Genomic DNA, 21,658 nt, shown 5'->3' on the forward strand with positions numbered 1-21,658 from the left:
GACGTCCGGTCCCGCCCCACGGCACTCACCCCGCCCACCGCCCGCAGGGCACCTGCGCTCACGCCCCGTAAGCCGCCCGCAGGGCGTCCCGCACGGCGGCCAGCGCCTCGTCCTCGCCCATCCCCAGTCGCCGGACCCGCTCCGCATACCCCTGGGCCGCCGCCGCGGCCTCGCGCTGCGCCGCCGGACCCGCGGCGGCGACGAACGTGCCGTTGCGGCCCCGGGTCTCGATCACCCCGTCGGCCTCCAGCGCGCGGTAGGCCTTGGCCACCGTGTTCGCGGCGAGGCCGAGCGTCCCGGCCAGCCCCCGCACCGTCGGCAGCCGGTAGCCCACGGGCAGCGCTCCCGACCGCGCCTGCTCGGAGATCTGCGCCCGCACCTGCTCGTAGGGCGGCGTGCCGTCGTCGATCCGGATCTTCATGGTCACGGCCCGATTGTCCCGCACCCGACGACGGAAATTGAGAGGCACCCCGCTCACATCCCCCGTAGCGTGCGCCTCCATGACTGTGACCGTCCACGATCTCCGCCCCGACGCGCGCGACGATCTCGAGGGCTTCGCCCGCGTGCGGCAGGCCGCGCTGCCGTTCATCCTCGTCACCGCCGACTCCCTGGCCCACGACCTCACCCACATGCATCCCGACGCCCACTACCGGCCCCTGGTCGCCGTGGCGGACGGCGAGGTGATCGGCACGGCACAGGTGCACCTGACCCACGAGAGCGCCGAGCCGGGCCAGGGCAACGTCAACGTGTACGTGCATCCGGGGCACAGGCGCCGGGGCGCCGGGACGCTGCTGGTGCGCGCCGCCGAGGAGCACCTGGCCGCACACGGGGCCACCAGGCTGTTCGCCTGGGTCCTGGACGAGCCCGGCAACCGCGCCTTCGCCGAGCGGCACGCCTACCGGGCGAGCCGCGCCGCCCACTTCCTCGGCCTGGACCTGCGCAACGGCACCCTCCCACCGCTCCAGGACCCGCCGCCGGGGGTGGAACTGCGCAAGGGCTCGGACTTCGCCGCCGACCCGCGCCCGCTGTTCGCACTCGACGCCGAGACGACGGCGGACGAACCGAGCGACGTGGACACGGAGTTCACCGATTACGGGGCCTGGCTGAAGGAGACCTGGCGGCACCCCCTGTTCAGTCCCGAGCTGACCTCGGTGGCGCTGGTCGACGGCCGTCCCGCCGCCTTCTCCGCGGCCCGCACGGACGGCGGCACCCGGTACGGCACGGTCATGACCGGCACCGCCCGCGCCCACCGGGGCCGGGGGCTGGCCAAGCTCGCCAAGAACGACTCCCTGCACCGTGCCCGTGCCGCCGGGTACACGGAGGCGTTCACCGGCAACGACACCGGCAACGGGCCGATGATCGCGATCAACAAGTGGTTCGGCTACGAGATCTGCGGGACGGAGGTGCGGTATGTCCGCGAGCTCGGCTGACCGGCCGGCCCCGGTGGAGGTCGTCCTCGTCAAGGCGGGCCGCACCAAGATCCGCTACCCCGCCGAACTGCTCGCCGACGACGGCACCCGCGTCACCGTGCGCGCCCCCTGGGCGGGTGACGGCGTGCGCGACTTCGGCTTCGTGCGCTTCGAGCCGGGTGACGTCTTCACGGAGCACTACTGGCGCGACCGGTGGTATTCCGTGAAGGAGGTCCGCGCGGCGGACGGCACCCTCAAGGGCCACTACTGCGACATCACCCGCCCGGTCGAGTTCTCCGGCGGCCGGCTGGCCGTCGAGGACCTGGACCTGGACCTGTGGGTCTCCGCGGACGGGACGGACGTACGGCGGCTGGACGAGGACGAGTTCGCGGCGAGCGGCCTGGCGGTGACCGATCCCGGGGCGGCGGCGGCCGCGGTGGCCGCCCTCGACGAGCTGGACGCGCGGGCGCGCGGGGGCGGGCCGGCCGCGCTGCTCCGGTGAGCGCGGCCGGCCCGGTCGGGCACCGCGGCCACCGCGTGGCGCTCGTCGTCCGCCTCCCCGTCCCACAGCGCCCTGTCCCGTGACAGCCGCTCCACGCGCACCCGCCCGGCGACCGGGGCGAGGAGGACGGTGAGCCGGCCGGAGGGTGTGCCGGCCGGTTCCCCGCCTCCCGCCTCCTCCCCCACGAGGACCCGGCCCGCGGCCACGTTCGCCGCCCGGCCGGCCTCCACGGGCGCCGGCACCGGGCCGATGCGCGCGGTACAGGGCCGGAAGGCGGCGTCGACGACCGCCTTCGCCGCCGGGACGTCGGCGGGGACGGCGGGGCGGATCCGGTCGTCTGCCACGCCGCGCACGGTACCTACCTGATCCCAGCCTGAGCACTCCCTTAACGCGGCCATAAGGATCCCTCCCCAGGGCCTTCCGCCGGGGATTTCCCGCTCGCCCGGAGCTAGTTTCTGAGTCGTCCCCCCACGGGATCCACCCCCCACCCCATCCGTTGCCCGCTGTCGAGGAGTTGCTGCCCCATGTCCGCACGCCGCAAGGCCGCTGTCGCCGCCGTCGGTCTCGTACCGCTCGCCCTGACCGGGCTGTCCGCCGCACCGGCGTCCGCGCACGGTTCGATGGGCGACCCGGTCAGCCGGGTCTCGCAGTGCTTCGCCGAGGGCCCGGAGAGCCCGAAGTCGGCGGCGTGCCGGGCCGCCGTCGCGGCCGGCGGCACCCAGGCGCTGTACGACTGGAACGGCGTCCGCATCGGCGACGCGGGCGGACGCCACCAGGAACTCATCCCCGACGGCAAGCTGTGCAGCGCGGGCAGCGAGGCGTTCAAGGGGCTCGACCTGGCCCGCGCCGACTGGCCGGCGACGAGCGTGAGCAGCGGCCCGTACACCTTCAAGTACCGCGTGACGGCCCCGCACAAGGGAACCTTCAAGGTGTACGTCACCAAGCCCGGATACGACCCGTCGCAGCCGCTGGCCTGGGACGACCTGGATCTGGCGAACCCGGTGGCGACGTCCACCGACCCGGCCGCCACGGGCGGCTTCTACACCTTCACCGGCGCCCTTCCCGAGCGCTCCGGCAAGCAGCTGCTGTACGCGGTCTGGCAGCGGTCGGACAGCCCGGAGGCGTTCTACTCCTGCTCGGACGTCACCTTCGGGGGCGACGGAACCGGGGCAGGCGGAACCGGGGCAGGCGGAACCGGGGCGGGCGGAGCCGGGGCCGGCAGCGGTGGCGCTCCCGCGCAGGAGGCCGCCCCGGCACCGGCCGCGTCCGCCCCTTCCCAGGAGCAGATCGAGGACGGTGCCGGCCGGTCGACCGTCGAGAACCACGGGCACGGTGACGACGACCCCAGCACCTCGGCGGAACCGGCCGCGGCGGACGACGGCACCGCCCCGGACGCCCCCGGTGCCGACGCAGGCGCCGGCACCGCCAACCGGCCCGAGGCGGCCGGAGCCGCGGTGAACCTCGCGGAGACCGGCGGCGACGCCGACACCCCGTACCTGATGATCGGCGGCGCCGCGGCGCTGGCGCTCGGCTCGGCGGCACTGTTCGCCTCCGCCCGGCGGCGCACGGCGGGCGGGCGGCACGGCCGCTGAACCGGCCCGGGGCCCTGTCCGGCGGCTCAGGCCGGACGGGGCCCCGCCGTGTTTCCCGTGACCCGCACGTGTCAGCCGGCCGCGGAGGCGCAGGTGGTGGGCTCGGCGTGGGCCGGGTCGAGGGCGTTGGCCACCTCGTGGAAGGCGATCCGGTCCAGCAGCCCGATCGCCAGGTGCTCGGACAGATCGACCGGGCACAGGTCCTGGAGCAGGACGTTGCGCACGCCGGGCCCGTTCAGGTACCCGCTGGTGTGGGGCGTGACGACCTCGTCGTACCGGGTGGCGATGACGGTGTAGCGGACGCCGGGCACAGTGTCGCCGCCCGCGTTGAGCCGGGCGAGGAAGTCGGAGCCGGCGACCTGCTGGGCGAGGGCGGGAGTGGTCTTCTCCAACAGGTCCTCGGCGCCCGGGAAGTACGGCAGGAGCTTGGTGAGGCCGCCCAGCGTGGTGCCGTGGTTGCTGGGCGCGATGCCGACGAGGGCGTTCACCTCGCCTGCTCCGCCGAGGAACTTGAGGTAGTGGCGGGGCATCATGCCGCCCTGGGAGTGACCGACGATGTCGGTCTCGGCGGCGCCGGTGGCGGCGAGCACCTTGTCGACGAAGGCGTCGAGCTGCTGCGCCGACTGCTCGATGGGGCCGAGGCCGTGGAAGAGCGGGACACCGGCGAGCCGGCCGTAGTCGAGGGAGAAGACGCAGTAGCCGCGGTGCGTGAGATAGGGCGCGAGGCCCAGCCAGTTGTCGACGGAGTTGCCGAACGTGCCGTGGACCAGGACGACGGGACGGGGATGGGCGGCGGAGGGCTTGCAGGAGTAGTCGTTCCAGCCCGAGCCGGAGGCCTCGGCGGCGTGGGCGCCGGTCGCGGCGGGTGCGGTGACGGCCGCGGCGGCCAGCAGGAACGCGGTCAGCGGTCTGATCACTCGCTTCCAGGGCAGCATCGTGTGATCTCCTTGCGGTGGGGGAAGGGTGGGGCCTTACGCCCTGTGATCCGGATCACGGGATGCTGTTCACCCATCAAGTTACGGGTGAGTAGTAAAAGTCTGAGGTCACGGGTCGGCAAAAAGTGCCGGCCTCGACCGGCGGGACGGTCGCCCGCGGTCGACACGGAGTCACCAAGCGGGACGAATCGACCCGTCGGGCACGATACGCAGCGGCTTCTCCCCGGTGCGCGCCCGTTCGCCTCCCCAGGCGGACGGGCGGGGTGACCGCCGCCCCGACCCCGCCACGGACCGTCTTCCGAATGCGCGCGTGGTGTCGGTTCCGCCCCCTCCCCGCCTGCGCAGACGTCCGCGGACACGCGGACGTCCCGCCCCTCCGCGACGGAGGGGCGGGACGTCCTGACGAGCCGTGGTCAGCCGATCTGCGTACCGGTCGCGGAGAGGGCCTCCGTCACCGGCTGGAAGAAGGTCTCGCCGCCCGAGGAGCAGTCGCCGCTGCCGCCGGAGGTGAGGCCGACCGCCTGGTCGCCCGAGAAGAGCGAGCCGCCGCTGTCGCCGGGCTCGGCACAGACGTCGGTCTGGATCAGACCGTTGACGATGTCGCCGTTGCCGTAGTTCACGGTGGCGTCCAGACCGGTGACCGTGCCGGAGTGCACCTGGGTCGTGGAGCCGCTGCGGGTGACCTGCATGCCGACCGTGGCCTCGGCGGCGCCGGAGATCGCCTGGGCGGAGCCGTCGTAGAGGTTCACCTCGCTCGGGCGGTCCACGTCGGCGGTGTACCTGACCAGGCCGTAGTCGTCGTCCGGGAAGCTGGACGCCGTGTTCTCGCCGATCACGTTGCCCGAGGAGTCGGACCAGGTGGAGACGCCCTCGGTGCAGTGCCCGGCGGTGAGGAAGTGGGGCTCGCCGCCCTTGGTCACGTTGAAGCCGAGCGAGCAGCGCCCGCCGTTGCCGGTGATGGCGTCGCCGCCCGCGATGAAGGGCTTGAACTCCCCCTTGGTGCGCTGGAGTTCGGCCCTGGCGCCCAGTGCGTCGACGACCTTCGCCAGCTTGGCCCACTGGGCCTCGGAGACGGTGCGGTCCGCGGTGACGACGACCTTGTTGGCGGTCGGGTCGGTCACCCAGGAGGTGCCGGGGATGGTGGCGTCCCGCTGGAGGGTGGTGCGCGCGCTCTTCAGCTCGGCGAGGGAGTGCGCCACGACTCTCGCCTGGGCGCCCGCCGACTCGACGGTTTCGGCGGCGGCCTCGTCCAGCACGTTCACCACGAGGGCCTTGCTCTTCGCGTCGTAGTACGTTCCCGCCGCGTCGGCGCCCAGGTCCTGGGCGAGCGTCGAGGCGAGCTTTCCGGCCGCCGCGACCGAGAGGGTCCGGGGCGCGGAGTCCGCCGGAGCCTCGCTGGCGTTCGCAGTCTGGAAGGTGACCGCGCCGACGGCCAGTGCGGCGACGCCCGCACCTGCCATGACCGCGCGGCGCCTGGGTATGCGTCGGTGCTTCAACTCACGTCCTCCTGTGGGGGGACGGCCCGGGAGGTTGTGGGGACCTCACGAACCGGAAGGCGTACGGCCACGGGGGTGGAACACGAAAGAAGCCACGTCCCGTGCCGGTTGAACGGCGCCCACTCTTCCGAACCGCCCGGGGGACACACAAGGTCGACTTCAGGACGTGCGTACGGCGACGACCGCTCGCCCTCTATGTCCCGACAGGTCATGGACACGCCGGACGGTTCGCACTGCAAACGCTACGGACGAGTAACCGGAGGCATGGACCACGCGATCCGATCATGGCTTGAAACAGACCCTCCGGGGTCCGGATCCATGTGCGGTACGCCGGACGGAAGTTGCTCCCGCACCGACTTCGGCATCGTCCGCGCCACCCCTGCGGCACCGTCCGCGCCACCCCTGCGGCACCGTCCGCGCCACCCCGCGGCACCGTCCTCGGAGCCGCCGCGGCGACCGCCGGACGCGCGGCGACCGCGCCGGGAAGGGCCTGCGTCCGGCAGCCGTACGGGACGCGGTCCGCCCGGTGTCCGGACACGGACGAGCCCCCGCACGGCGATCGCGTGCGGGGGCTCGTCGAGCTGCCGGCTGCGGGCCGGACCCGTGGGAACCGGTGGCGCGGACCGGCTCCGGTGTCCGTTCCTAGGTGAGGCTGACCCCGTAGGCGCTCAGGGCCTCGGTCACCGGCTGGAAGAAGGTCGTGCCGCCGGAGGAGCAGTTGCCGCTGCCGCCGGAGGTCAGACCGTACGCGGTGCCGTTGCTGCCGTACAGGGAGCCGCCGGAGTCGCCGGGCTCGGCGCAGACCGTGGTCTGGATGAGGCCGGAGACGATGTCGCCGCCGCCGTAGTTCACGGTCGCGTTGAGCGCGGTGACCCGGCCGCTGTGCGTGCCCGTGGTGGAACCGTCACGGATGACGGTCGTGCCCACGGCGGGGGTGGCCGCACGCGTGATGTCCACGCCGTTCGCGGTGCCGGGCCGGCTGACGGACCCCGTGTACCGCACGATGCCGTAGTCGTTGCCCGGGAAGCTGGTGCCGGAGGTCGAGCCGAGCACCGTGGTGCGGCTGGAGTTGCCGTACCAGGTGGTCGAGCCCTCGGTGCAGTGACCGGCGGTCAGGAAGTAGTCGACTCCGCTGCTGGAGCGGACGTTGAAGCCGAGGGAGCAACGGCCGCTGCCCGAGTAGATGGCGTCTCCGCCCTGGATGAGCTTGCTGAACGTGCCCGGGGTGCGCTTGACGGTGATCGCGCCCGCGTCGTCCCCGGCCTGCTGCTTGATCTTGGCGATCTCGGCCTGGGAGACGGTGCTGTCGACGGTCAGGAGCACCCGGTTGGTCTTGCTGTCGACGGCCCAGGCGGTACCCGGGACGTCGGCCTTCAGCACCGAGCCGCTGACGCTCTTGAGCTCGGCGGAGCTGAAGGTGCTGGGGGTCTCGGCCGCGTTCGCGCTGGGGATCGCGATCGCGGCAGCGGCCACGAGGCCGGTGGATACGGCGATCAGCCGAGTCCGTCTCGAGATGCCGCTGCGGGGGGTGGTGCGCTTGATCCTCACTTCTCGTTCCTCCACAAAGGAAGTAGGGGGCCCTCGTGGGGTTGTGGGCCCGGTGAGGCGCAGTCAGGGAGCGGTGTGCCCGGATTCCGAACACGCCGTGCTCCTGACAAGCGCTGTGGGCGAGTATTCGGCCGACCGACCGTTCGGCGCAAGGGTGCCTTTTGGACGCCGGTCTTCGGACCGTCTATGAGGCTTGATCCCGGCACGCGATCACGTCGCCCGTGGTCACACCTCCGCGACGACCGGTCGAACATCCTCGCGATGTCCGAAAATCAATCCTGTCGGGCGGCTCCCCGCCGCCCCGCGGCCCCTGCGGCCCGGACTCCCTCCCGTCCTCAGCAGTCGCAGCCGCAGCCGCCGCAGCAACCGTCCTCACCGCAGCAGTTGCAGCACTCGCAGCACTGGCAGCAGTCGCCGCACCCGCTGCAGTCGCCGTTGGCACAGGGCCCCTGCTTGGGCTCCCGGGTCCAGGGGTCCTCGTAGGTGCCGCAGCACAACTGACAGGTACAGGCGAGTCCCAGCCACACGGCGCAGCCGGCGAACGCCCCGCGCCGGTCGCGGCGCGGCGGCTCCGGCGGCAGCGGGGCGCCGGGACCGCCGGGGGTTCCGGGAGGTGCGTAAGGGCCGGTTCCGTGGGCACAGGAGACCGTACCGAAGGCGCGACGGACGGAGTTGGGCAGTTCATGGACGAGCAGCCGGTGCGCCAGCCCTCCGCCGGCGCCGTGCCCTTCCGGGGAGATCCCGGGCCCCCAGGCCACCTCGCGCAGCGCGAGCCGGATGCCGCGCACCGCGTCGTCGGCGAGCCGGCGGGCCTCCTCCAGCGAGGTGCCGGTGGCGGTGAGCGGGTTCCAGGCGCCCGAGGCGGCGTCGGCCTCCCGGTCCTCCACGGCGTCCAGCAGATGCGCGAGGCGCCCGAAGAGGCGTCCGGCCTCCGCGAGCGGCGCGGCGTTGTGCGGCCGGCCGGCGAGCACCGCGGTGTGCGCGAAGGCCGCGGCGGTCGCGGTCTCGGTCGGTTCCGTGACGGTGAGGACAGAGGTGCCGGGACCGGCGAGGGACTCGATTCCGGTCTGCCGGTCCACGGCGTCGAGCAGGACGGCCGTGTCGAACCCGACGTCCGAACCGGTCCGCGCCCCGGCCCGGTCCCAGCTCGCCGCGACCCGGCGGGCGGCGAGCGCCACCGGCCGCCGCGCCAGCAGTCCGTCCCCGTCGGCGACGTGGTCGCGCACCTTGGCGGAGGCGAGGACGAGGGAGACGGCCGCCGCGAGCCGTGCGCCCTCGCCGTGCGCGACGGACGCGGTGCGCATCCCGCGCAGCGGGCACGGCCCCGCGGTGCGCCGTCCGGCGTCACCGCGTCCGGCCTGAGCCTCCGTCAGAACGGATACGAGGAGTCCGTCGTAGTTGGTGACGATGCGCGCGAGCTGTCCGTGATCCCCGCGCAACGCGAGGCACAGCCCGCACAAATGGGCCATCCACTGGGCCGTGAGGTTCTCTCCCAGCCGGTGCCGACACGGCCTGACCATTCCGAACACGACATTCCCCCGAGCAGTTGTGCGACGTCGAGCCGCGGCATCGTATCGGCCGCCGCGTTCACCCGTACGCACCGTCCCTCACCCGTACGCCGTGAAGAATCATATTTCACTCACAGTCAGCAGCCGTTTACACCAGGACCCTTGGGAAACCCGGACTCTCGACGGATCCGCTGTGCACCAGTACCGTCACAAACCCCCCGCGCGGCGTCTATCCACTTGGCGCGCCATCCGCATCATGGACGACCATAGGGATGCGGAAAGCAAGAGAAGACCGCTGTGAGAGGAGGCGTCCATGGGATCGGTACGCAAGGCGAGTGCCTGGCTGGGCCTCGTCGACGACAACGAAGACGAGCGTTACTACGACGACGACTACTCCGACGGGGCCGAGCCCGGGGAGGCCTGGGTCACCGATCCGCGGGTCAAGGTGGCCGCGGACGTCGCCGAGGAGAGGGGCCGCCGCATCGGCACGGTCACCCCGGACAGCTTCCGGGACGCCCGCGCCATCGGCGAGCTCTTCCGTGACGGCGTGCCGGTCATCATGAACCTCACGGCCATGGACGCCACGGACGCCAAGCGCGTCGTCGACTTCGCCGCCGGTCTGATCTTCGGTCTGCGCGGTTCCATCGAGCGTGTGTCCAACCGGGTGTTCCTGCTGAGCCCGGCCGACACCGAGGTCGTCAGCGGGGAGCCGGCCGCGCACCGGTCGGACGGTTTCTTCAACCAGAGCTGAGGCGGGGCCGCTCACCGGCCCCGCCTCCCCGTGAGGCCCGGTCGGCCGGCTCTACCGGAACGCGTCGATTCCGGTGAGCGCCTTGCCCAGCACGAGCTGGTGCATTTCGACGGTGCCCTCGTAGGTGAGCACCGATTCCAGATTGGTCGCGTGCCGCATCACCGGATACTCGAGCGAGATCCCGTTGGCACCGAGGACGGTGCGGGCCGTACGGCAGATGTCGATGGCCTCGCGGACGTTGTTGAGCTTGCCGAAGCTGACCTGCTCGGGACGCAGGCGGCCGGCGTCCATGCGCCGCCCCAGATGATGGGCGAGCAGAATCCCCTTGTGCAGTTCGACCGCCATGTCGGCGAGCTTGGCCTGGGTCAGCTGGAACCCCCCGATGGGCCGTCCGAACTGCTCCCGCGACTTCGCGTAGTCGACGGCGGCCTCGAAGGAGCTCCGCGCGGCGCCCATGGCGCCCCAGACGATCCCGTACCGGGCGTGCGAGAGACAGCCGAGCGGCCCCTTGAGCCCGGTCACCCCGGGCAGCACCGCGTCGGCGGGCAGCCGTACGTCGTCGAGGACCAGCTCGCTGGTGACGGAGGCGCGCAGGGACCACTTGTGCCGGATCTCGGGCGCCGAGAACCCCGCGCTGCCGGCCGGCACCACGAACCCGCGGATCCCCTCGTCGGTCTGCGCCCACACGACGGCCACCCCGGCCACGGATCCGTTGGTGATCCACATCTTGCGCCCGTTCAGCACCCAGTCGGTGCCGTCCTTCTTGGCGTACGTGCGCATCGAGGCGGGGTCCGAGCCGTGGTCGGGTTCGGTGAGCCCGAAACAGCCGATGACCTCTCCGGAGGCCATCCGGGGCAGCCACCGCTGCTTCTGCTCCTCGCCGCCGAACCGGTGGATGGCGTACATGGCGAGGGAACCCTGCACGGAGACCAGCGACCGGATCCCGGAGTCGGCCGCCTCCAGTTCCAGGCAGGCCAGCCCGTACTGGACGGCGCTCGCGCCCGCGCACCCGTAGCCGTCGAGGGACATGCCGAGCGCGCCGATCCCGCCGAGCTCCCGGGCCAGTTCCCGGATGCCGGGCAGCTCGCCCTTCTCGTACCAGTCGGCGACGTACGGCAGCACCCGGTCCGCGGCCCAGGTGCGCACGGTGTCCCGGATCGCGAGATCCTCCGGTTCCAGCAGGTCGTCGAGGCCGAGCGGGTCGGCGGGGTCGAAGGGGGGCGGCTTCGCGGACGCGGACATGGGCACCCTCCGGGGAGTACGCCGGAACAACTCCGGGACATCGACCGACACCGCCGGTCACGGCTCGGGGCGACGTTACGACGCGGTCTCCCGCACGTCCACCCGGCCGGGGGCGGCCCCCGCCTTCGGCCCGGACACCCGGCGCTGCGCGGGCACCTCCACGCGGGCCGTCTCGCACTGCATCACCCGCGGCAGCCTGAGCGCCATCGCCGCCCCGAGCAACAGCAGGGCCGCGCTCACCAGCAGGGTGACGTGCAGCCCGTGCACGAAGGCGTGGCGCGCCGCCTGCCGCAGGGCGGCCCCGGCGGGCCCGCCGAGCCGGTCCGCCACCTCGTGGGCCTCGCCCAGCGAGCGTCCCGCCGCGGCGGACGCCTGCGCCGGCACCCCCGGCACACCGGTGAGGCCGGGCGCGTAGGCCGCGTTCATGACGCTGCCGAGGAGCGCGATCCCTATTCCGGCGCCGAGCTGGTACGAGGTCTCGCCGATCGCCGCCGCCCCGCCGGCCTGCTCCGGCGGCGCCTCGCTGAGCATCGACTCGTACGCGCCGAACAGCGTGGTCTCCAGGCCGAGGCCGAGCAGGACGAAACCGGTGAGCAGCAGCGGGCCGTTGTCCTCGCCGCCCATCGCGGTCAGGGACACCACCGCGGCCGCCGTCAGACAGAATCCGGAGCACACCATGCGGCGCGGGCCGAACCTGCGCAGCATGCGCGCGCCCATCAGGCCCGCCGCCATCGCCGCCACGGTCAGCGGCAGCAGGCGCAGCCCGGTCTCCAGCGGCGAGAGCCCCAGCACCAGTTGGAGGTACTGCGCCGCGATCAGCTCCAGACCCACCAGGGCGAGCATCGCGAGCACGATGCAGCCGACCGACGTGCCGAACGCCGGCCGGGCGAACATCCGCAGGTCGACCAGCGGGTGCGCCCGGCGCCGCTGCCGGCGCGCGAAGGCGGCCAGCAGTCCGGCGCCCGCGATCAGCGGCAGTACGGTCCACACGCTCGCCACGGGTCCGCCGCCGAGCCGCTTCACGCCGAGGACCGCCGCGAACAGTCCGGCGGTGGCCATCAGCGCGCCGACGACGTCCCAGGGGCCGTCGCCCTCGCCCTTGGACTCCGGCAGCAGGACGCGCCCCACCGGCAGACCGACCAGCATCAGCGGGATGTTGACCAGGAAGACCGAACCCCACCAGAAGTGCTCCAGCAGGAAGCCGCCGAGCAGCGGTCCGACCGCCGCGCCCACCGCGGCGACCGCGCTCCAGACGCCGATGGCCATCGCCCGTTCACGCCGGTCCGGGAAGACCTGACGCAGGATCGACAGCGTCGCGGGCATGATCATCGCGCCGCCGACGCCCAGCAGCGCCCGCGCCACGATCAGCATGTGGGCGCTGTCGGCGAGGGCCGCCATGCCGGAGGCGACGCCGAACAGGGTGTAGCCGAGCAGGAGGACGCGTCTGCGGCCGATCCGGTCGCCCAGGGTGCCGAAGAGGATCAGCAGCGAGGCGCAGACCAGGGGGTAGGCGTCGACGATCCAGAGCAGTTCCGTCGCGCCGGGCCGGAGGTCCTCCGTGACGGCGGGGACCGCCACGTGCAGCACGGTGGCGTCGACGGCGACCAGCAGCAGGCTGACGCAGAGGACGACGAGCACCACCCAGCGGTCGGCACCGGCCCCGGCCGCCCGACGGCGCGGCGTGGCGGCGGCCGTGGTCGTCCCGGACATGTACGTACCTCCCAGATGTTCCCTCGCGATCGGCGGGCTCACGGGATGGGGGCTCCCCCGTGACCCGGCAGGAGGGGGAGCGGTGGCCTCCGGCGCGCGGGGCGAACGGCGAGTGACACGTCAGCGTACGCGAGTGCCGGCTGGGGTCCAGTGGCGGGCCTCTCACTCCCCCGGATGATCGGTGTGGCCTGCACCACTGCGCTCCGCCGGTGCGCACGCCCTGCCGGGCGGCCCGGTTTCCCGCCGGGTCGCCGGGTCGATAATCGGGCGCGTGAACGATCTCGACACGCGCGCCGCACCCGCCCGCCCCGGAGCACTGCGCCGCGCCGCGCCGGCGCTCCTGGGGTACGCCGCCGTGCGTGCCCTGGGCCTGGTCGTGCTGGCCCTGTGGAGCGGGGCGCGCGGCAAGGACGCGTACACCCTGCTGACCGCCCGCTGGGACGCGCTCTGGTACACCAGGGTCGCCGAGCTGGGGTACGGCTACGAGGTGCGCCTGCCCGGCGGTGACGTGCACTCCAATCTGGCGTTCTTCCCGCTGCTCCCCTGGCTGGAGCGGCTGGTGGCATCGGTGTCCCCGCTGTCGTACGCCGACGGGGGGTTCGTCGTCTCCCTGCTCGCCTCGCTCGCCGCGGCGTGGGGGATCTTCGCGGTGGCCGACCACGTGTACGGGCGCCGGGCCGGGGTGTATGCGGTGCTGCTGTGGGCGGTGCTGCCGGTCGGGATCGTGCAGTCGATGGCGTACAGCGAGTCCCTGTTCACCGCGCTGGCCGCGTGGTCGCTGTACGCCGTGCTCACCGGCCGCTGGGTGACGGCGGGGGTCCTCGCGGGCCTGGCCGGGCTGACCCGGCCGGTGGGGCTGGCGGTGGTGGCGGCGCTGTGGGCGGCGGCGGTCGCCTCCTTCGTGCGGGAACGCAGCGCGGCGCGGGCGGACGGCGCGCGGTCCGGGGAACGCGCCGGGGCTCCGGCGGCCGTCCCGCGCGTCCGCGCGCCGGAGGGAGCGCCACGCGGTCCGGGCGCCCCCGGTGTCCGCCTGCGCCGGGCTCTCGGCATGCTCCTCGCGCCCCTCGGAGCCGCCGGTTACGTTCTGTGGGTCGGCCACCGGAGCGGGAACGGGCCGCTGGGATACCTCGAAGTACAGGCGGGATGGCGGAACGGGTTCGACGGGGGCCATGCCTTCGCCCGCTTCGTCGCCGCGAAGTTCACGTCGTTCCCGTCCGCCCTGGCGGGGCTCGGACTGATGCTCGGTGTCGGCCTCGTGGTGTGGCTGTACGCGGTCTGCGTACGGCAGCGCCAGCCGCTGCCGCTGCTGGTGTACGCCGGTGCCGTCACCGCGCTCGCCCTGTGCACGTCGAGCTACTTCGGTTCCAAGCCGCGTCTGCTGCTGCCCGCGTTCCCCCTGCTGCTGCCCCTCGCCCTGGTCCTGGCCCGGCTGCGTACGCCCAGGTCGGCGCCGGTGGTGGGGGCGGTCGCGGTGGCCTCGGCGGTGTACGGCGCGATCTGGCTGAACGGCTCCGGTCCGCCCTGAACCGCCCCGGGCCGCCGATGAGCGGCGGGGAAATTCCCCACCAGCCCCCGGTGAACGAATTCAAAAGCGCGATAAAACAGTCGCCCTGAATGATCAAAGGAATTGCAGTGCGGAGCGCCCCGGGATTGCGGATTCACCGTGAATAAACGCCCTTCTGAGAGGAATGCCACATCACATCGTCATCACAAAGACGCTGATTCGACGGGCTTCAGCGCTCACTCGCTGTAACGTCGATTGGGTGCGTACCGAACGGAAGCCCACCCGTCTGGACCGGGTGTTCGCGAGGCTGGATCGTGAGCCGGAACGACCGGCTCACATCGGCGTGCCGCGGATGAGCCGGCACCGGGTGGTGCTTTTCGGCGCCTCCCTGGCCTTCTACCTGGCGATCGTGTGGGCCGTGCTGATCACTTCCTGGCTGGTCCGGCTGGACTGGCAGGTGATGTTCTTCCGTCCCTATCAGCAGTGGTCCGAGATCCACGCCTTCGTCGACTACTACGTGGTGCTCGGCCAGCGCGGGCCCACCGCCGTGATGGTCGCGGCCTGGCTGGGCTGGCGTTCCTGGCGGCAGCACACCCTGCGCCCGCTGCTCGCCCTGGGCGTCTCCCTGCTCCTGCTGAACGTCACCGTCGGCGCCGCGAAGTACGGCATGGGGCGGCTGGGCCCGCACTACGCGACCGAGATCGGCTCGAACGAGATGTGGCTCGGCGGCGATATATTTCCCAGCGGCCACACCGCCAACGCCGTGGTGACCTGGGGAATCCTGGCCTACCTGGCCTCCACCCCGAGAGCGCGCCGCTGGCTGTCCGCGCTGTCCGCGGTGACCTCGCTCGGCGTGGGGCTGTCCACCGTCTACATCGGGACGCACTGGCTGAGCGATGTGATCCTGGGCTGGGTCGCGGGCCTGCTGATCCTGCTCGCGCTCCCCTGGTTCGAGCCGGTGATCGCGCGCGCCGAGGCCCGGATCCTCGACCTGCGCGACCGCTGGTGGCCGGGTCGCGGCCGTACGGCACCGGCGGCCGGCCCGGTCGGGGCGCCCGTCATGCTCGGATCGCTCGCCGACCGCCCGGACCCGGCTCCCGAGCCGCTGCACGCGGGCCGCTCGCCGATCCGGCCGCCCGCCCGTCCGGCGCCGGGCCCGTACGCCAGCCGCGCGGAGCGCTCCCCGCTCACCCCGGCGGGCAGCCGCCGCCCTCCGCACTCCGAACGCCATCCGCGCGGCTCGTCGCCGGCGACCCGCTGACGGACCGCGCGAGCGTCCGGCGCGCACGCCACGGCCCCGGTTCCGGCGGGGAACCGGGGCCGTCGCCGTGTGTCAGCCCTTCCAGGCCCGCGCCACCCGGCCGTCCTTCACCTCGAGGTTCAGCCGGCCCACGCGGTACTCCATGGTGATGATCGCCCCCGGCGGCAGCGCCCGCACCGTGGACCAGCCGCGCTCGCGCGCGAGGTCCTCGGCCCGGTCCGCCGCGAGGCCGACATAGGCGTCCGGAGTGTCGTGGGGTTCCGCGGAGGGTGTCGGAATGGGTGCCATACGGCCACGCTATGCCCTGAGCGGTGAGTGCGGAAGCAGGCCCCGGGAACAGCGGTCCGGATCCCCCGGCGGTCACACTTCTGTCACAGGACCACGACAGACGCCGGAGACGGCGGCCATCACTCGTTCGGGCGGTTCGATACGACTTCCGCGGGCATTCGAACGCAATTCCCGCGCGTCCTGCCGCGGTCGCGATAAAGCCCGGCGGAGAGTGCCGGGGTAAGGCTCTCCGGGCTCCCTTCCCCTTTTGCCGCCGCGCATGATCACGAAAGCCGATGTGCACAGAAAACACTCGGTTCCGTCACACGATCCGCCATGCCCGCCGTCCGGACGCACGCGGGGACGAGCCTCACGGCGTGGGCCCGGGGTACATGTCGCGCGGGCTCCGGCGGGCCCGGCGCGGCCTTCCCGCGGCCGAACCGAACGAGGGCGGCTCGGACGTCGAGACGCTGCCCGGGCACGATCACGTCGGGGTCCCCTCCGATGACGGACCGGTCGGCCTCGTACAGGCGCTGCCGGCTCGTCCCGTGCCGCGCGGCGATCCCGCTCAGCGTGTCGCCCACGCGGACGGTGCAGGTGCCGCCCGCCGCGCCCCGGTCCGGGGGCCCGGCCTGACTCGCCGTCCGGGCGGACGGCGCCGACGGCGTCGCGGACTCCGGGGGCCGCGGGGGCGTCGCGGGCGCCTTGTCCGTGGTCACCGGGTCCGTGACGGGCGCGCTCCCGGACGCACCCGCGCGGGCCGAGCAGGTCGGCCAGACTCCCCATCCCTGGGCGCGCCGGACCTTCGCGGCGACCGTGATCTGCTGCGCCCTGGTGGCCCGGTCGGCCGTCGGCGCGTAGGCCGTGCCGCCGTAGACGCGCCAGGTGGCGGCGGAGAACTGGAGTCCGCCGTAGTGGCCGTTACCGGTGTCGATGTGCCAGTCGCCGCCGCTCTCGCACTGTGCGATGCGGTCCCACACCCCGCCGTCCGCCGCCGTGGCGTTCCCGGCCGCGGCCGGCAGGCCGAGGGGCGCGAGCAGTACCGCGCCGGCCAGGGCCGCCGCCGTGCGGGTCGTGCGGGCGTTGCCGCGGATGTTGTCGGCACATTCGGACATGCAGGTCCCTTCCCGAGGACTCGGGGTCCCCGAGGCGGTACGCCGCCCACCGCGCCGTGGGGCGCGTGAGCCGCGCCCGCCCCGTCCGCCTTCGGGTCGTGCGGTGGCGCTGTCGGTGCGGCCGGCGGACGTACCCGAGCGGTGCTCGCTGCACACGGCGGAGGAATTCAGGGAGCGTTCGGGGTCCGCATCAACCAACGCCCGTTCATGGCAGGCCAGTTGCCCCTTACCTCGGGTATCGGCGCTTTTCGGCCACCCACTTCATTCACTGATTTCCCGATTTGTCGACCAGCACCCTCGGTAAACCATGAGTCACCTCACCCGTTCAACAGCATTGTGTTCCCTGTCAGTTGACGATGAGTGGCCGATTCCGCGCCCGCCGTGACCGTGCGCGCCGGATGGTTCGATTCCGTTCGCCTTGGGGCGTGACTCCCGCCACAGGTCGCCCGTTGTCTTCTTCATGAGCCGGGGAGCCACCCGGACCACGGGCCGGGAGCCAACCGGCCTCGCCAGTACCGCATCCCGAGGGAGCCACCCGTGCCGCGCATGCTCGACGTCAGCGACGAGGTACGCGCCGAGATCGGCGACGAAGAAGCAGACCGCCTGCTCGCCGGAGAGTCCGCCCCGGGCGGTTACGACTGCACCTCCTGCCGCACCCCGGGCAACCCGGAGCAGGAGCACACCAGCACCGTCCTGTTCATCGGGGACGAGACCGCCGTCCTCGCCTTCGCCCACGCCACGTGCCTGCCCTCGCAGGTCGTCCAGGTCACCGAGGAACAGCTCCAGGGGGCCGTACGGGCCATCGGCGGGGACGGCCCGGTGCCGGCACCGGCGCCCGCGAACGTCGTCCCCGAGCAGGCCGTCCTCGGCGTGACCAGCGGACTGGTGCTGATCTCCGACGAGCTGCACCCGGCCCTGGTCGTCGAGCCGACCGCGCCGGTCGCGCGGCCCGGTTCGCTCGGGGCGGGCGACGACTTCCTGCCGCTCCTCATCGAGCAGGGCTTCATGCCCCTGACCGAGCTGTCGGCGGTACCGCCGGCGCTGCACGGCTGGTCGGTCCTGCTCGCCGCGGGACAGCTGCACGCCGTGCTCCAGCCGAACCCCCACGGGGGCCGCCCCGTGGCCTGGTGGCAGGCGCACCAGCCGCTCCAGGTCACCGACGGCTGGCGGGCTGCCGCCAACAAGCACCACCGGGTGCTGATGTTCGCCGCCCCGGTCGGCTCGATCGGCCGCCAGCCGCGCGAGGACCTGCTGCGGGACGCACTCGACAAGGCGGCGGCGAACGGCACACTGGTCGCCGCCGCGCTGCCGCTCGCCGGCATCTGAACCGATCCGGCCGGGGCACGGGAGCCACCCGACCGGCGAAAGGCACAAAAGGGCCGCATCCCTTACGGTACGGGGTCGTTTGGACATACGTGCACGCATACGACGTTCCCCGCCGCCAGTCCCTCGCCCCGGTTCCCGCCCCCGTGCGCCCGGCGCGGGACTCCCGGAGCGGCCCCTCGGCCACGCCGATCTACGACGCCCTCTACACCGAGTACGTCAAGTCCTTCCGTTCACTGCCGGGTGACCGCAGCGGCGAGGAGGACCTGGGCTTCACCGCCTTCGGGAACATCCCGCACAGTACGGGCTCGTACGGCGGCCACAGCCCCGGGTCGTTCGGCGCCTCCCTGGTGAGCGGTGCGTACGGCGCCTACGGCACGGGGGCGGGCGGCGGCCGCCAGGGCACCGGCCAGCAGTCGCAGTGGCAGCGGGTCGGCACGGTCGCCCGGAACGCCGCCGGGATGCACCACGTGCCGGCCGGTCTGCCGCCTGCCCCGCGCAGGGGCGCCTGAGGCGGGCATAGGCGAGGGGGCGGTCCCGGCCGGGACCGCCCCCTCGCCTATGCCCGGCGTCCGCTACTTCTTCTTGCCGCGCTTCTCGCGCACCCGCACGGAGATGTGGATCGGCGTCCCCTCGAAGCCGAACTCCTCCCGCAGCCGGCGCTCGATGAACCGCCGGTAGCCCGCCTCGATGAAGCCGGAGGCGAACAGCACGAACCGCGGCGGCCTGGTGCCCGCCTGGGTGCCGAACAGGATGCGCGGCTGCTTGCCGCCCCGCACGGGGTGCGGGTGGGCGGCGACCAGTTCGCCGAGGAAGGCGTTCAGCCTGCCCGTCGGGACCCGGGTCTCCCAGCCCTCCAGGGCCGTCTCGATGGCCGGGACCAGCTTCTCCATGTGCCGGCCGGTGCGCGCCGAGACGTTCACCCGGGGCGCCCACGCCACCTGGCCGAGCTCGGTCTCGATCTCCCGCTCCAGGTAGTAGCGGCGCTCCTCGTCGAGGGTGTCCCACTTGTTGAACGCGAGGACGAGGGCGCGGCCCGCCTCCACGGCCATGGTGACGATGCGCTGGTCCTGCACCGAGATGGAGTCGGCGGCGTCGATCAGGACGACGGCGACCTCGGCCTTCTCGACCGCGGCGGCGGTGCGCAGCGAGGCGTAGTAGTCGGCGCCCTGCTGGAGGTGGACGCGCTTGCGGATGCCCGCCGTGTCGACGAACTTCCAGGTCTTGCCGCCGAGTTCGATCATCTCGTCGACCGGGTCACGGGTGGTGCCGGCGAGTTCGTTGACGACGACGCGGTCCTCGCCCGCGACCTTGTTCAGCAGCGAGGACTTGCCCACGTTGGGCCTGCCGATCAGGGCGATGCGCCGCGGGCCGCCGACCGCGGTGCCGAAGCTCTGCGCCGGGGCCTCCGGCAGCGCCTCGAGGACCTGGTCCAGCATGTCGCCGGTGCCCCGGCCGTGCAGGGCCGAGACCGGGTACGGCTCCCCCAGGCCGAGGGACCACAGGTAGGAGGCGTCGGCCTCCCCGCTCGGGCCGTCCACCTTGTTGGCGCACAGCACGACCGGCTTGCCGGCCTTGCGCAGCAGCCGGACGACCGCCTCGTCGGTGTCGGTGGCGCCGACCTTGGCGTCCACCACGAAGACCACCGCGTCGGCGGCCTCGATGGCGTACTCGGCCTGCGCGGCCACGGAGGCGTCGATGCCGAGGACGTCCTGCTCCCAGCCGCCGGTGTCGACGACCTTGAAGCGGCGGCCCGCCCACTCGGCCTCGTAGGTGACGCGGTCGCGGGTGACGCCCGGCTTGTCCTCGACGACGGCCTCGCGGCGGCCGATGATGCGGTTCACCAGGGTCGACTTGCCGACATTGGGCCGGCCGACGACGGCGAGCACGGGCAGCGGGCCGTGCCCGGCGGCCTCGAGGGCGCCCTCGACGTCCTCGGGGTCGAAGCCCTCCTCCGCGGCGAGCTCCATGAACTCCGCGAACTCGGCATCGCCCAGCGCCCCGTGGTCGTGCTCGTACGCGTCCGAGCCGTCGGGCTGGATGTGGTCGTTCATGAAGTCCGTACCTCGTCGTTCATCGTGGTGATCGGTGGGGCACCGCGCTCGGCGGTGATCCACTACTCAAGTGTCGCTCAGGCCCCGGTGAGGCGCCTGGCGTTTTCCAGGTGGGCGGTGAGCTGCTTGCGGATGCGCTCGGTCGCCTCGTCCAGCGCCTTGCGCGTGCGCCGCCCGCCGCCACCCGTGCCGGAGCTCCGCGCCCCTTCGACGGCGTCGAAGGGGTCGCCGAAGACGACGTCGACGCGGGAGCGCAGCGGGGGCAGTCCCTTTATCAACCGTCCGGGCCGCTCCGAACTTCCCAGGACCGCGACCGGCACGATCGGCGCGCCGCCGCGCACCGCGAAGTACGCGAGTCCGGCGCGGAGCGAGGCGAAGTCGCCCTCGCCACGGGTGCCCTCGGGGAAGATGCCGAGGGCTCCGCCCTGCTGCAGCACGCCCAGCGCCCGGGAGATCGCCGTGCGGTCGATGGCCGTCCGGTCCACCTCGAGCTGGCCGATGCCGGTCAGGAACGGGCCGAGCGGGCCGACGAACGCCTCCTTCTTGATCAGGAAGTGCGTCGGCCGGGGGGCCACCCCCATGACCATCGGGCCGTCGATGTTGTGGGAGTGGTTGACGGCGAAGATCACCGGGCCGGCCGCGGGCACCCGCCAGGCGCCCAGCACCCGGGGCTTCCACAGCCCGTACATCAGGCCGACGCCGATGCGCCGGCCGACCTCGGCGCCGCGCACCGATGGGACGTCGGTCACTTCCCGGCCCGCTTCTCCCCGACGAGCGTGACGACACACTCGATCACCTGCGCCAGGGTCAGCTCGGTGGTGTCCACCTCGACCGCGTCGCCGGCCTTGGCCAGCGGGGAGGTCTTGCGGCTGGAGTCGGCCGCGTCCCGCCTGGCGAGGGCCTCGCGGGTGGTGTCCAGGTCGACGCCCTTCAGCTCCCCGCTGCGGCGGGCGGCCCGCGCCTCCGCGGAGGCGGTGAGGAAGATCTTCAGGTCGGCGTCGGGCAGCACCGTGGTGCCGATGTCCCTGCCCTCCACGACGATGCCGGTGACGGCGGAGGCGGCGATCGTGCGCTGCAGCTCCGTGATCCTGGCCCGCACCTCGGGGACCGCGCTGACGGCGCTGACCTTGGAGGTGACGTCCTGCCCGCGGATCGGTCCGGCCACGTCGATCCCGTCGACGGTGATCGTCGGGTTCTCGGGGTCGGTCCCCGAGACGATCTCCGGCTTCGCGGCCACGGCGGCGATCGCGGTGGGGTCGTCGGTGTCGATGCCGTGGTGCACCATCCACCAGGTGATCGCCCGGTACTGGGCGCCGGTGTCCAGGTAGCTCAGGCCGAGCTGCGCCGCCACGGCCTTCGACGTGCTCGACTTGCCCGTGCCCGAGGGGCCGTCGATGGCGACAATCACGGGCTGGGCGGCGCCGTTTTCCACGGAGGAACA

The 21,658-nt window shown here is 73.1% G+C and carries 19 protein-coding genes and 1 pseudogene; 8 read left to right on the forward strand and 12 right to left on the reverse strand.

Features of this window, described 5'->3' with window-relative positions; genetic code table 11:
* Positions 1 to 58 precede the first annotated feature (58 nt).
* Complete coding sequence (locus ACF07S_RS19435) at positions 59 to 427, reverse strand: GntR family transcriptional regulator (protein WP_391964635.1); 369 nt, start codon at positions 425 to 427, stop codon at positions 59 to 61.
* A 73-nt stretch (positions 428 to 500) separates the two neighbouring features.
* On the opposite strand from ACF07S_RS19435, the gene ACF07S_RS19440 reads away from it, so the two are divergent.
* The 3 genes from ACF07S_RS19440 (at position 501) to ACF07S_RS19450 (ending at position 3,503) form a co-directional block, all read left to right on the forward strand.
* Entirely contained in the window at positions 501 to 1,430 is a 930-nt protein-coding gene (locus ACF07S_RS19440; RefSeq protein ID WP_391974649.1) for a GNAT family N-acetyltransferase, read from the forward strand.
* Positions 1,411 to 1,911 carry a DUF402 domain-containing protein gene (locus ACF07S_RS19445; protein ID WP_391974650.1) on the forward strand — a complete coding sequence of 167 codons (501 nt, stop codon included), beginning with the start codon at positions 1,411 to 1,413 and terminating at the stop codon, positions 1,909 to 1,911. Before ACF07S_RS19440 ends, ACF07S_RS19445 begins: the two co-directional genes overlap by 20 nt.
* A gap of 524 nt (positions 1,912 to 2,435) precedes the next feature.
* Positions 2,436 to 3,503 carry a lytic polysaccharide monooxygenase gene (locus tag ACF07S_RS19450; RefSeq protein ID WP_391974651.1) on the forward strand — a complete coding sequence of 356 codons (1,068 nt, stop codon included), beginning with the start codon at positions 2,436 to 2,438 and terminating at the stop codon, positions 3,501 to 3,503.
* A 71-nt stretch (positions 3,504 to 3,574) separates the two neighbouring features.
* Here the strand turns inward: ACF07S_RS19450 and ACF07S_RS19455 are convergent, their stop codons facing one another.
* From ACF07S_RS19455 to ACF07S_RS19470, 4 genes are all read right to left on the reverse strand, one after another.
* Positions 3,575 to 4,438 (reverse strand): esterase/lipase family protein, encoded by an 864-nt coding sequence (locus ACF07S_RS19455; RefSeq protein ID WP_391964639.1) that lies wholly within the window; start codon positions 4,436 to 4,438, stop codon positions 3,575 to 3,577.
* Positions 4,439 to 4,851: 413 nt separating this feature from the next.
* Entirely contained in the window at positions 4,852 to 5,898 is a 1,047-nt protein-coding gene (locus ACF07S_RS19460) for a S1 family peptidase (RefSeq protein ID WP_391974652.1), read from the reverse strand.
* Positions 5,899 to 6,576: 678 nt separating this feature from the next.
* A complete protein-coding gene (locus ACF07S_RS19465) occupies positions 6,577 to 7,482 on the reverse strand; it encodes a S1 family peptidase (RefSeq protein WP_391964641.1) in 906 nt (301 codons plus the stop codon).
* 335 nt (positions 7,483 to 7,817) lie between these two features.
* A complete protein-coding gene (locus ACF07S_RS19470) occupies positions 7,818 to 9,011 on the reverse strand; it encodes a DUF5685 family protein (protein ID WP_391964642.1) in 1,194 nt (397 codons plus the stop codon).
* Positions 9,012 to 9,303: 292 nt separating this feature from the next.
* Between ACF07S_RS19470 and ACF07S_RS19475 the strand changes: the two genes are divergently transcribed.
* Entirely contained in the window at positions 9,304 to 9,741 is a 438-nt protein-coding gene (locus ACF07S_RS19475; protein WP_391964643.1) for a cell division protein SepF, read from the forward strand.
* 51 nt (positions 9,742 to 9,792) lie between these two features.
* Here the strand turns inward: ACF07S_RS19475 and ACF07S_RS19480 are convergent, their stop codons facing one another.
* Positions 9,793 to 10,983: an acyl-CoA dehydrogenase family protein gene (locus ACF07S_RS19480; protein WP_391964644.1), complete on the reverse strand. Its 1,191-nt coding sequence runs from the start codon at positions 10,981 to 10,983 to the stop codon at positions 9,793 to 9,795.
* A 75-nt stretch (positions 10,984 to 11,058) separates the two neighbouring features.
* Positions 11,059 to 12,693, reverse strand: a complete 1,635-nt coding sequence (locus tag ACF07S_RS19485; protein ID WP_391974653.1) for an MFS transporter — start codon at positions 12,691 to 12,693, stop codon at positions 11,059 to 11,061.
* A gap of 271 nt (positions 12,694 to 12,964) precedes the next feature.
* Here ACF07S_RS19485 and ACF07S_RS19490 point away from each other — a divergent pair, with 271 nt between their 5' ends.
* Together ACF07S_RS19490 and ACF07S_RS19495 are read left to right on the forward strand one after the other, a co-directional pair.
* Positions 12,965 to 14,218, forward strand: a complete 1,254-nt coding sequence (locus ACF07S_RS19490) for a glycosyltransferase family 39 protein (protein ID WP_391964646.1) — start codon at positions 12,965 to 12,967, stop codon at positions 14,216 to 14,218.
* Positions 14,219 to 14,456: 238 nt separating this feature from the next.
* Complete coding sequence (locus ACF07S_RS19495; protein ID WP_391964647.1) at positions 14,457 to 15,458, forward strand: phosphatase PAP2 family protein; 1,002 nt, start codon at positions 14,457 to 14,459, stop codon at positions 15,456 to 15,458.
* A gap of 72 nt (positions 15,459 to 15,530) precedes the next feature.
* Here ACF07S_RS19495 and ACF07S_RS19500 read toward each other — a convergent pair whose 3' ends face one another.
* Positions 15,531 to 15,746, reverse strand: coding sequence for an I78 family peptidase inhibitor (locus tag ACF07S_RS19500; protein ID WP_391964648.1), 216 nt, complete (start codon positions 15,744 to 15,746; stop codon positions 15,531 to 15,533).
* Positions 15,747 to 16,183: 437 nt separating this feature from the next.
* A pseudogene (locus ACF07S_RS19505) lies at positions 16,184 to 16,840 on the reverse strand (transglycosylase family protein); the annotation flags it as partial.
* Between the two features lie 537 nt (positions 16,841 to 17,377).
* On the opposite strand from ACF07S_RS19505, the gene ACF07S_RS19510 reads away from it, so the two are divergent.
* Both ACF07S_RS19510 and ACF07S_RS19515 read left to right on the forward strand, forming a co-directional pair.
* Positions 17,378 to 18,166, forward strand: a complete 789-nt coding sequence (locus ACF07S_RS19510) for a hypothetical protein (RefSeq protein WP_391964649.1) — start codon at positions 17,378 to 17,380, stop codon at positions 18,164 to 18,166.
* An 89-nt stretch (positions 18,167 to 18,255) separates the two neighbouring features.
* Positions 18,256 to 18,675: a hypothetical protein gene (locus ACF07S_RS19515; RefSeq protein ID WP_391964650.1), complete on the forward strand. Its 420-nt coding sequence runs from the start codon at positions 18,256 to 18,258 to the stop codon at positions 18,673 to 18,675.
* Between the two features lie 63 nt (positions 18,676 to 18,738).
* On the opposite strand, the gene der is transcribed toward ACF07S_RS19515, so the two are convergent.
* The 3 genes from der to cmk form a co-directional block, all read right to left on the reverse strand.
* Positions 18,739 to 20,217, reverse strand: a complete 1,479-nt coding sequence (der, locus tag ACF07S_RS19520; protein ID WP_391964651.1) for a ribosome biogenesis GTPase Der — start codon at positions 20,215 to 20,217, stop codon at positions 18,739 to 18,741.
* Positions 20,218 to 20,294: 77 nt separating this feature from the next.
* Entirely contained in the window at positions 20,295 to 20,966 is a 672-nt protein-coding gene (locus ACF07S_RS19525; protein ID WP_391964652.1) for a lysophospholipid acyltransferase family protein, read from the reverse strand.
* Positions 20,963 to 21,649 carry a (d)CMP kinase gene (cmk, locus tag ACF07S_RS19530; RefSeq protein ID WP_391964653.1) on the reverse strand — a complete coding sequence of 229 codons (687 nt, stop codon included), beginning with the start codon at positions 21,647 to 21,649 and terminating at the stop codon, positions 20,963 to 20,965. Before cmk ends, ACF07S_RS19525 begins: the two co-directional genes overlap by 4 nt.
* Positions 21,650 to 21,658: the final 9 nt, after the last annotated feature.

This window comes from Streptomyces sp. NPDC016640, assembly GCF_043076215.1.
Lineage (GTDB): Bacteria > Actinomycetota > Actinomycetes > Streptomycetales > Streptomycetaceae > Streptomyces.

What these genes read in the sequence shown, in the direction of transcription:
- der (WP_391964651.1), bottom strand. Translation starts at nt 20,217, where the DNA reads ATGAACGACCACATCCAGCCCGACGGCTCGGACGCGTACGAGCACGAC.
- ACF07S_RS19440 (WP_391974649.1), top strand. Translation starts at nt 501, where the DNA reads ATGACTGTGACCGTCCACGATCTCCGCCCCGACGCGCGCGACGATCTC.
- ACF07S_RS19500 (WP_391964648.1), bottom strand. Translation starts at nt 15,746, where the DNA reads ATGGCACCCATTCCGACACCCTCCGCGGAACCCCACGACACTCCGGAC.
- ACF07S_RS19475 (WP_391964643.1), top strand. Translation starts at nt 9,304, where the DNA reads ATGGGATCGGTACGCAAGGCGAGTGCCTGGCTGGGCCTCGTCGACGAC.
- ACF07S_RS19445 (WP_391974650.1), top strand. Translation starts at nt 1,411, where the DNA reads ATGTCCGCGAGCTCGGCTGACCGGCCGGCCCCGGTGGAGGTCGTCCTC.
- ACF07S_RS19485 (WP_391974653.1), bottom strand. Translation starts at nt 12,693, where the DNA reads ATGTCCGGGACGACCACGGCCGCCGCCACGCCGCGCCGTCGGGCGGCC.
- ACF07S_RS19460 (WP_391974652.1), bottom strand. Translation starts at nt 5,898, where the DNA reads ATGGCAGGTGCGGGCGTCGCCGCACTGGCCGTCGGCGCGGTCACCTTC.
- ACF07S_RS19450 (WP_391974651.1), top strand. Translation starts at nt 2,436, where the DNA reads ATGTCCGCACGCCGCAAGGCCGCTGTCGCCGCCGTCGGTCTCGTACCG.
- ACF07S_RS19480 (WP_391964644.1), bottom strand. Translation starts at nt 10,983, where the DNA reads ATGTCCGCGTCCGCGAAGCCGCCCCCCTTCGACCCCGCCGACCCGCTC.
- ACF07S_RS19455 (WP_391964639.1), bottom strand. Translation starts at nt 4,438, where the DNA reads ATGCTGCCCTGGAAGCGAGTGATCAGACCGCTGACCGCGTTCCTGCTG.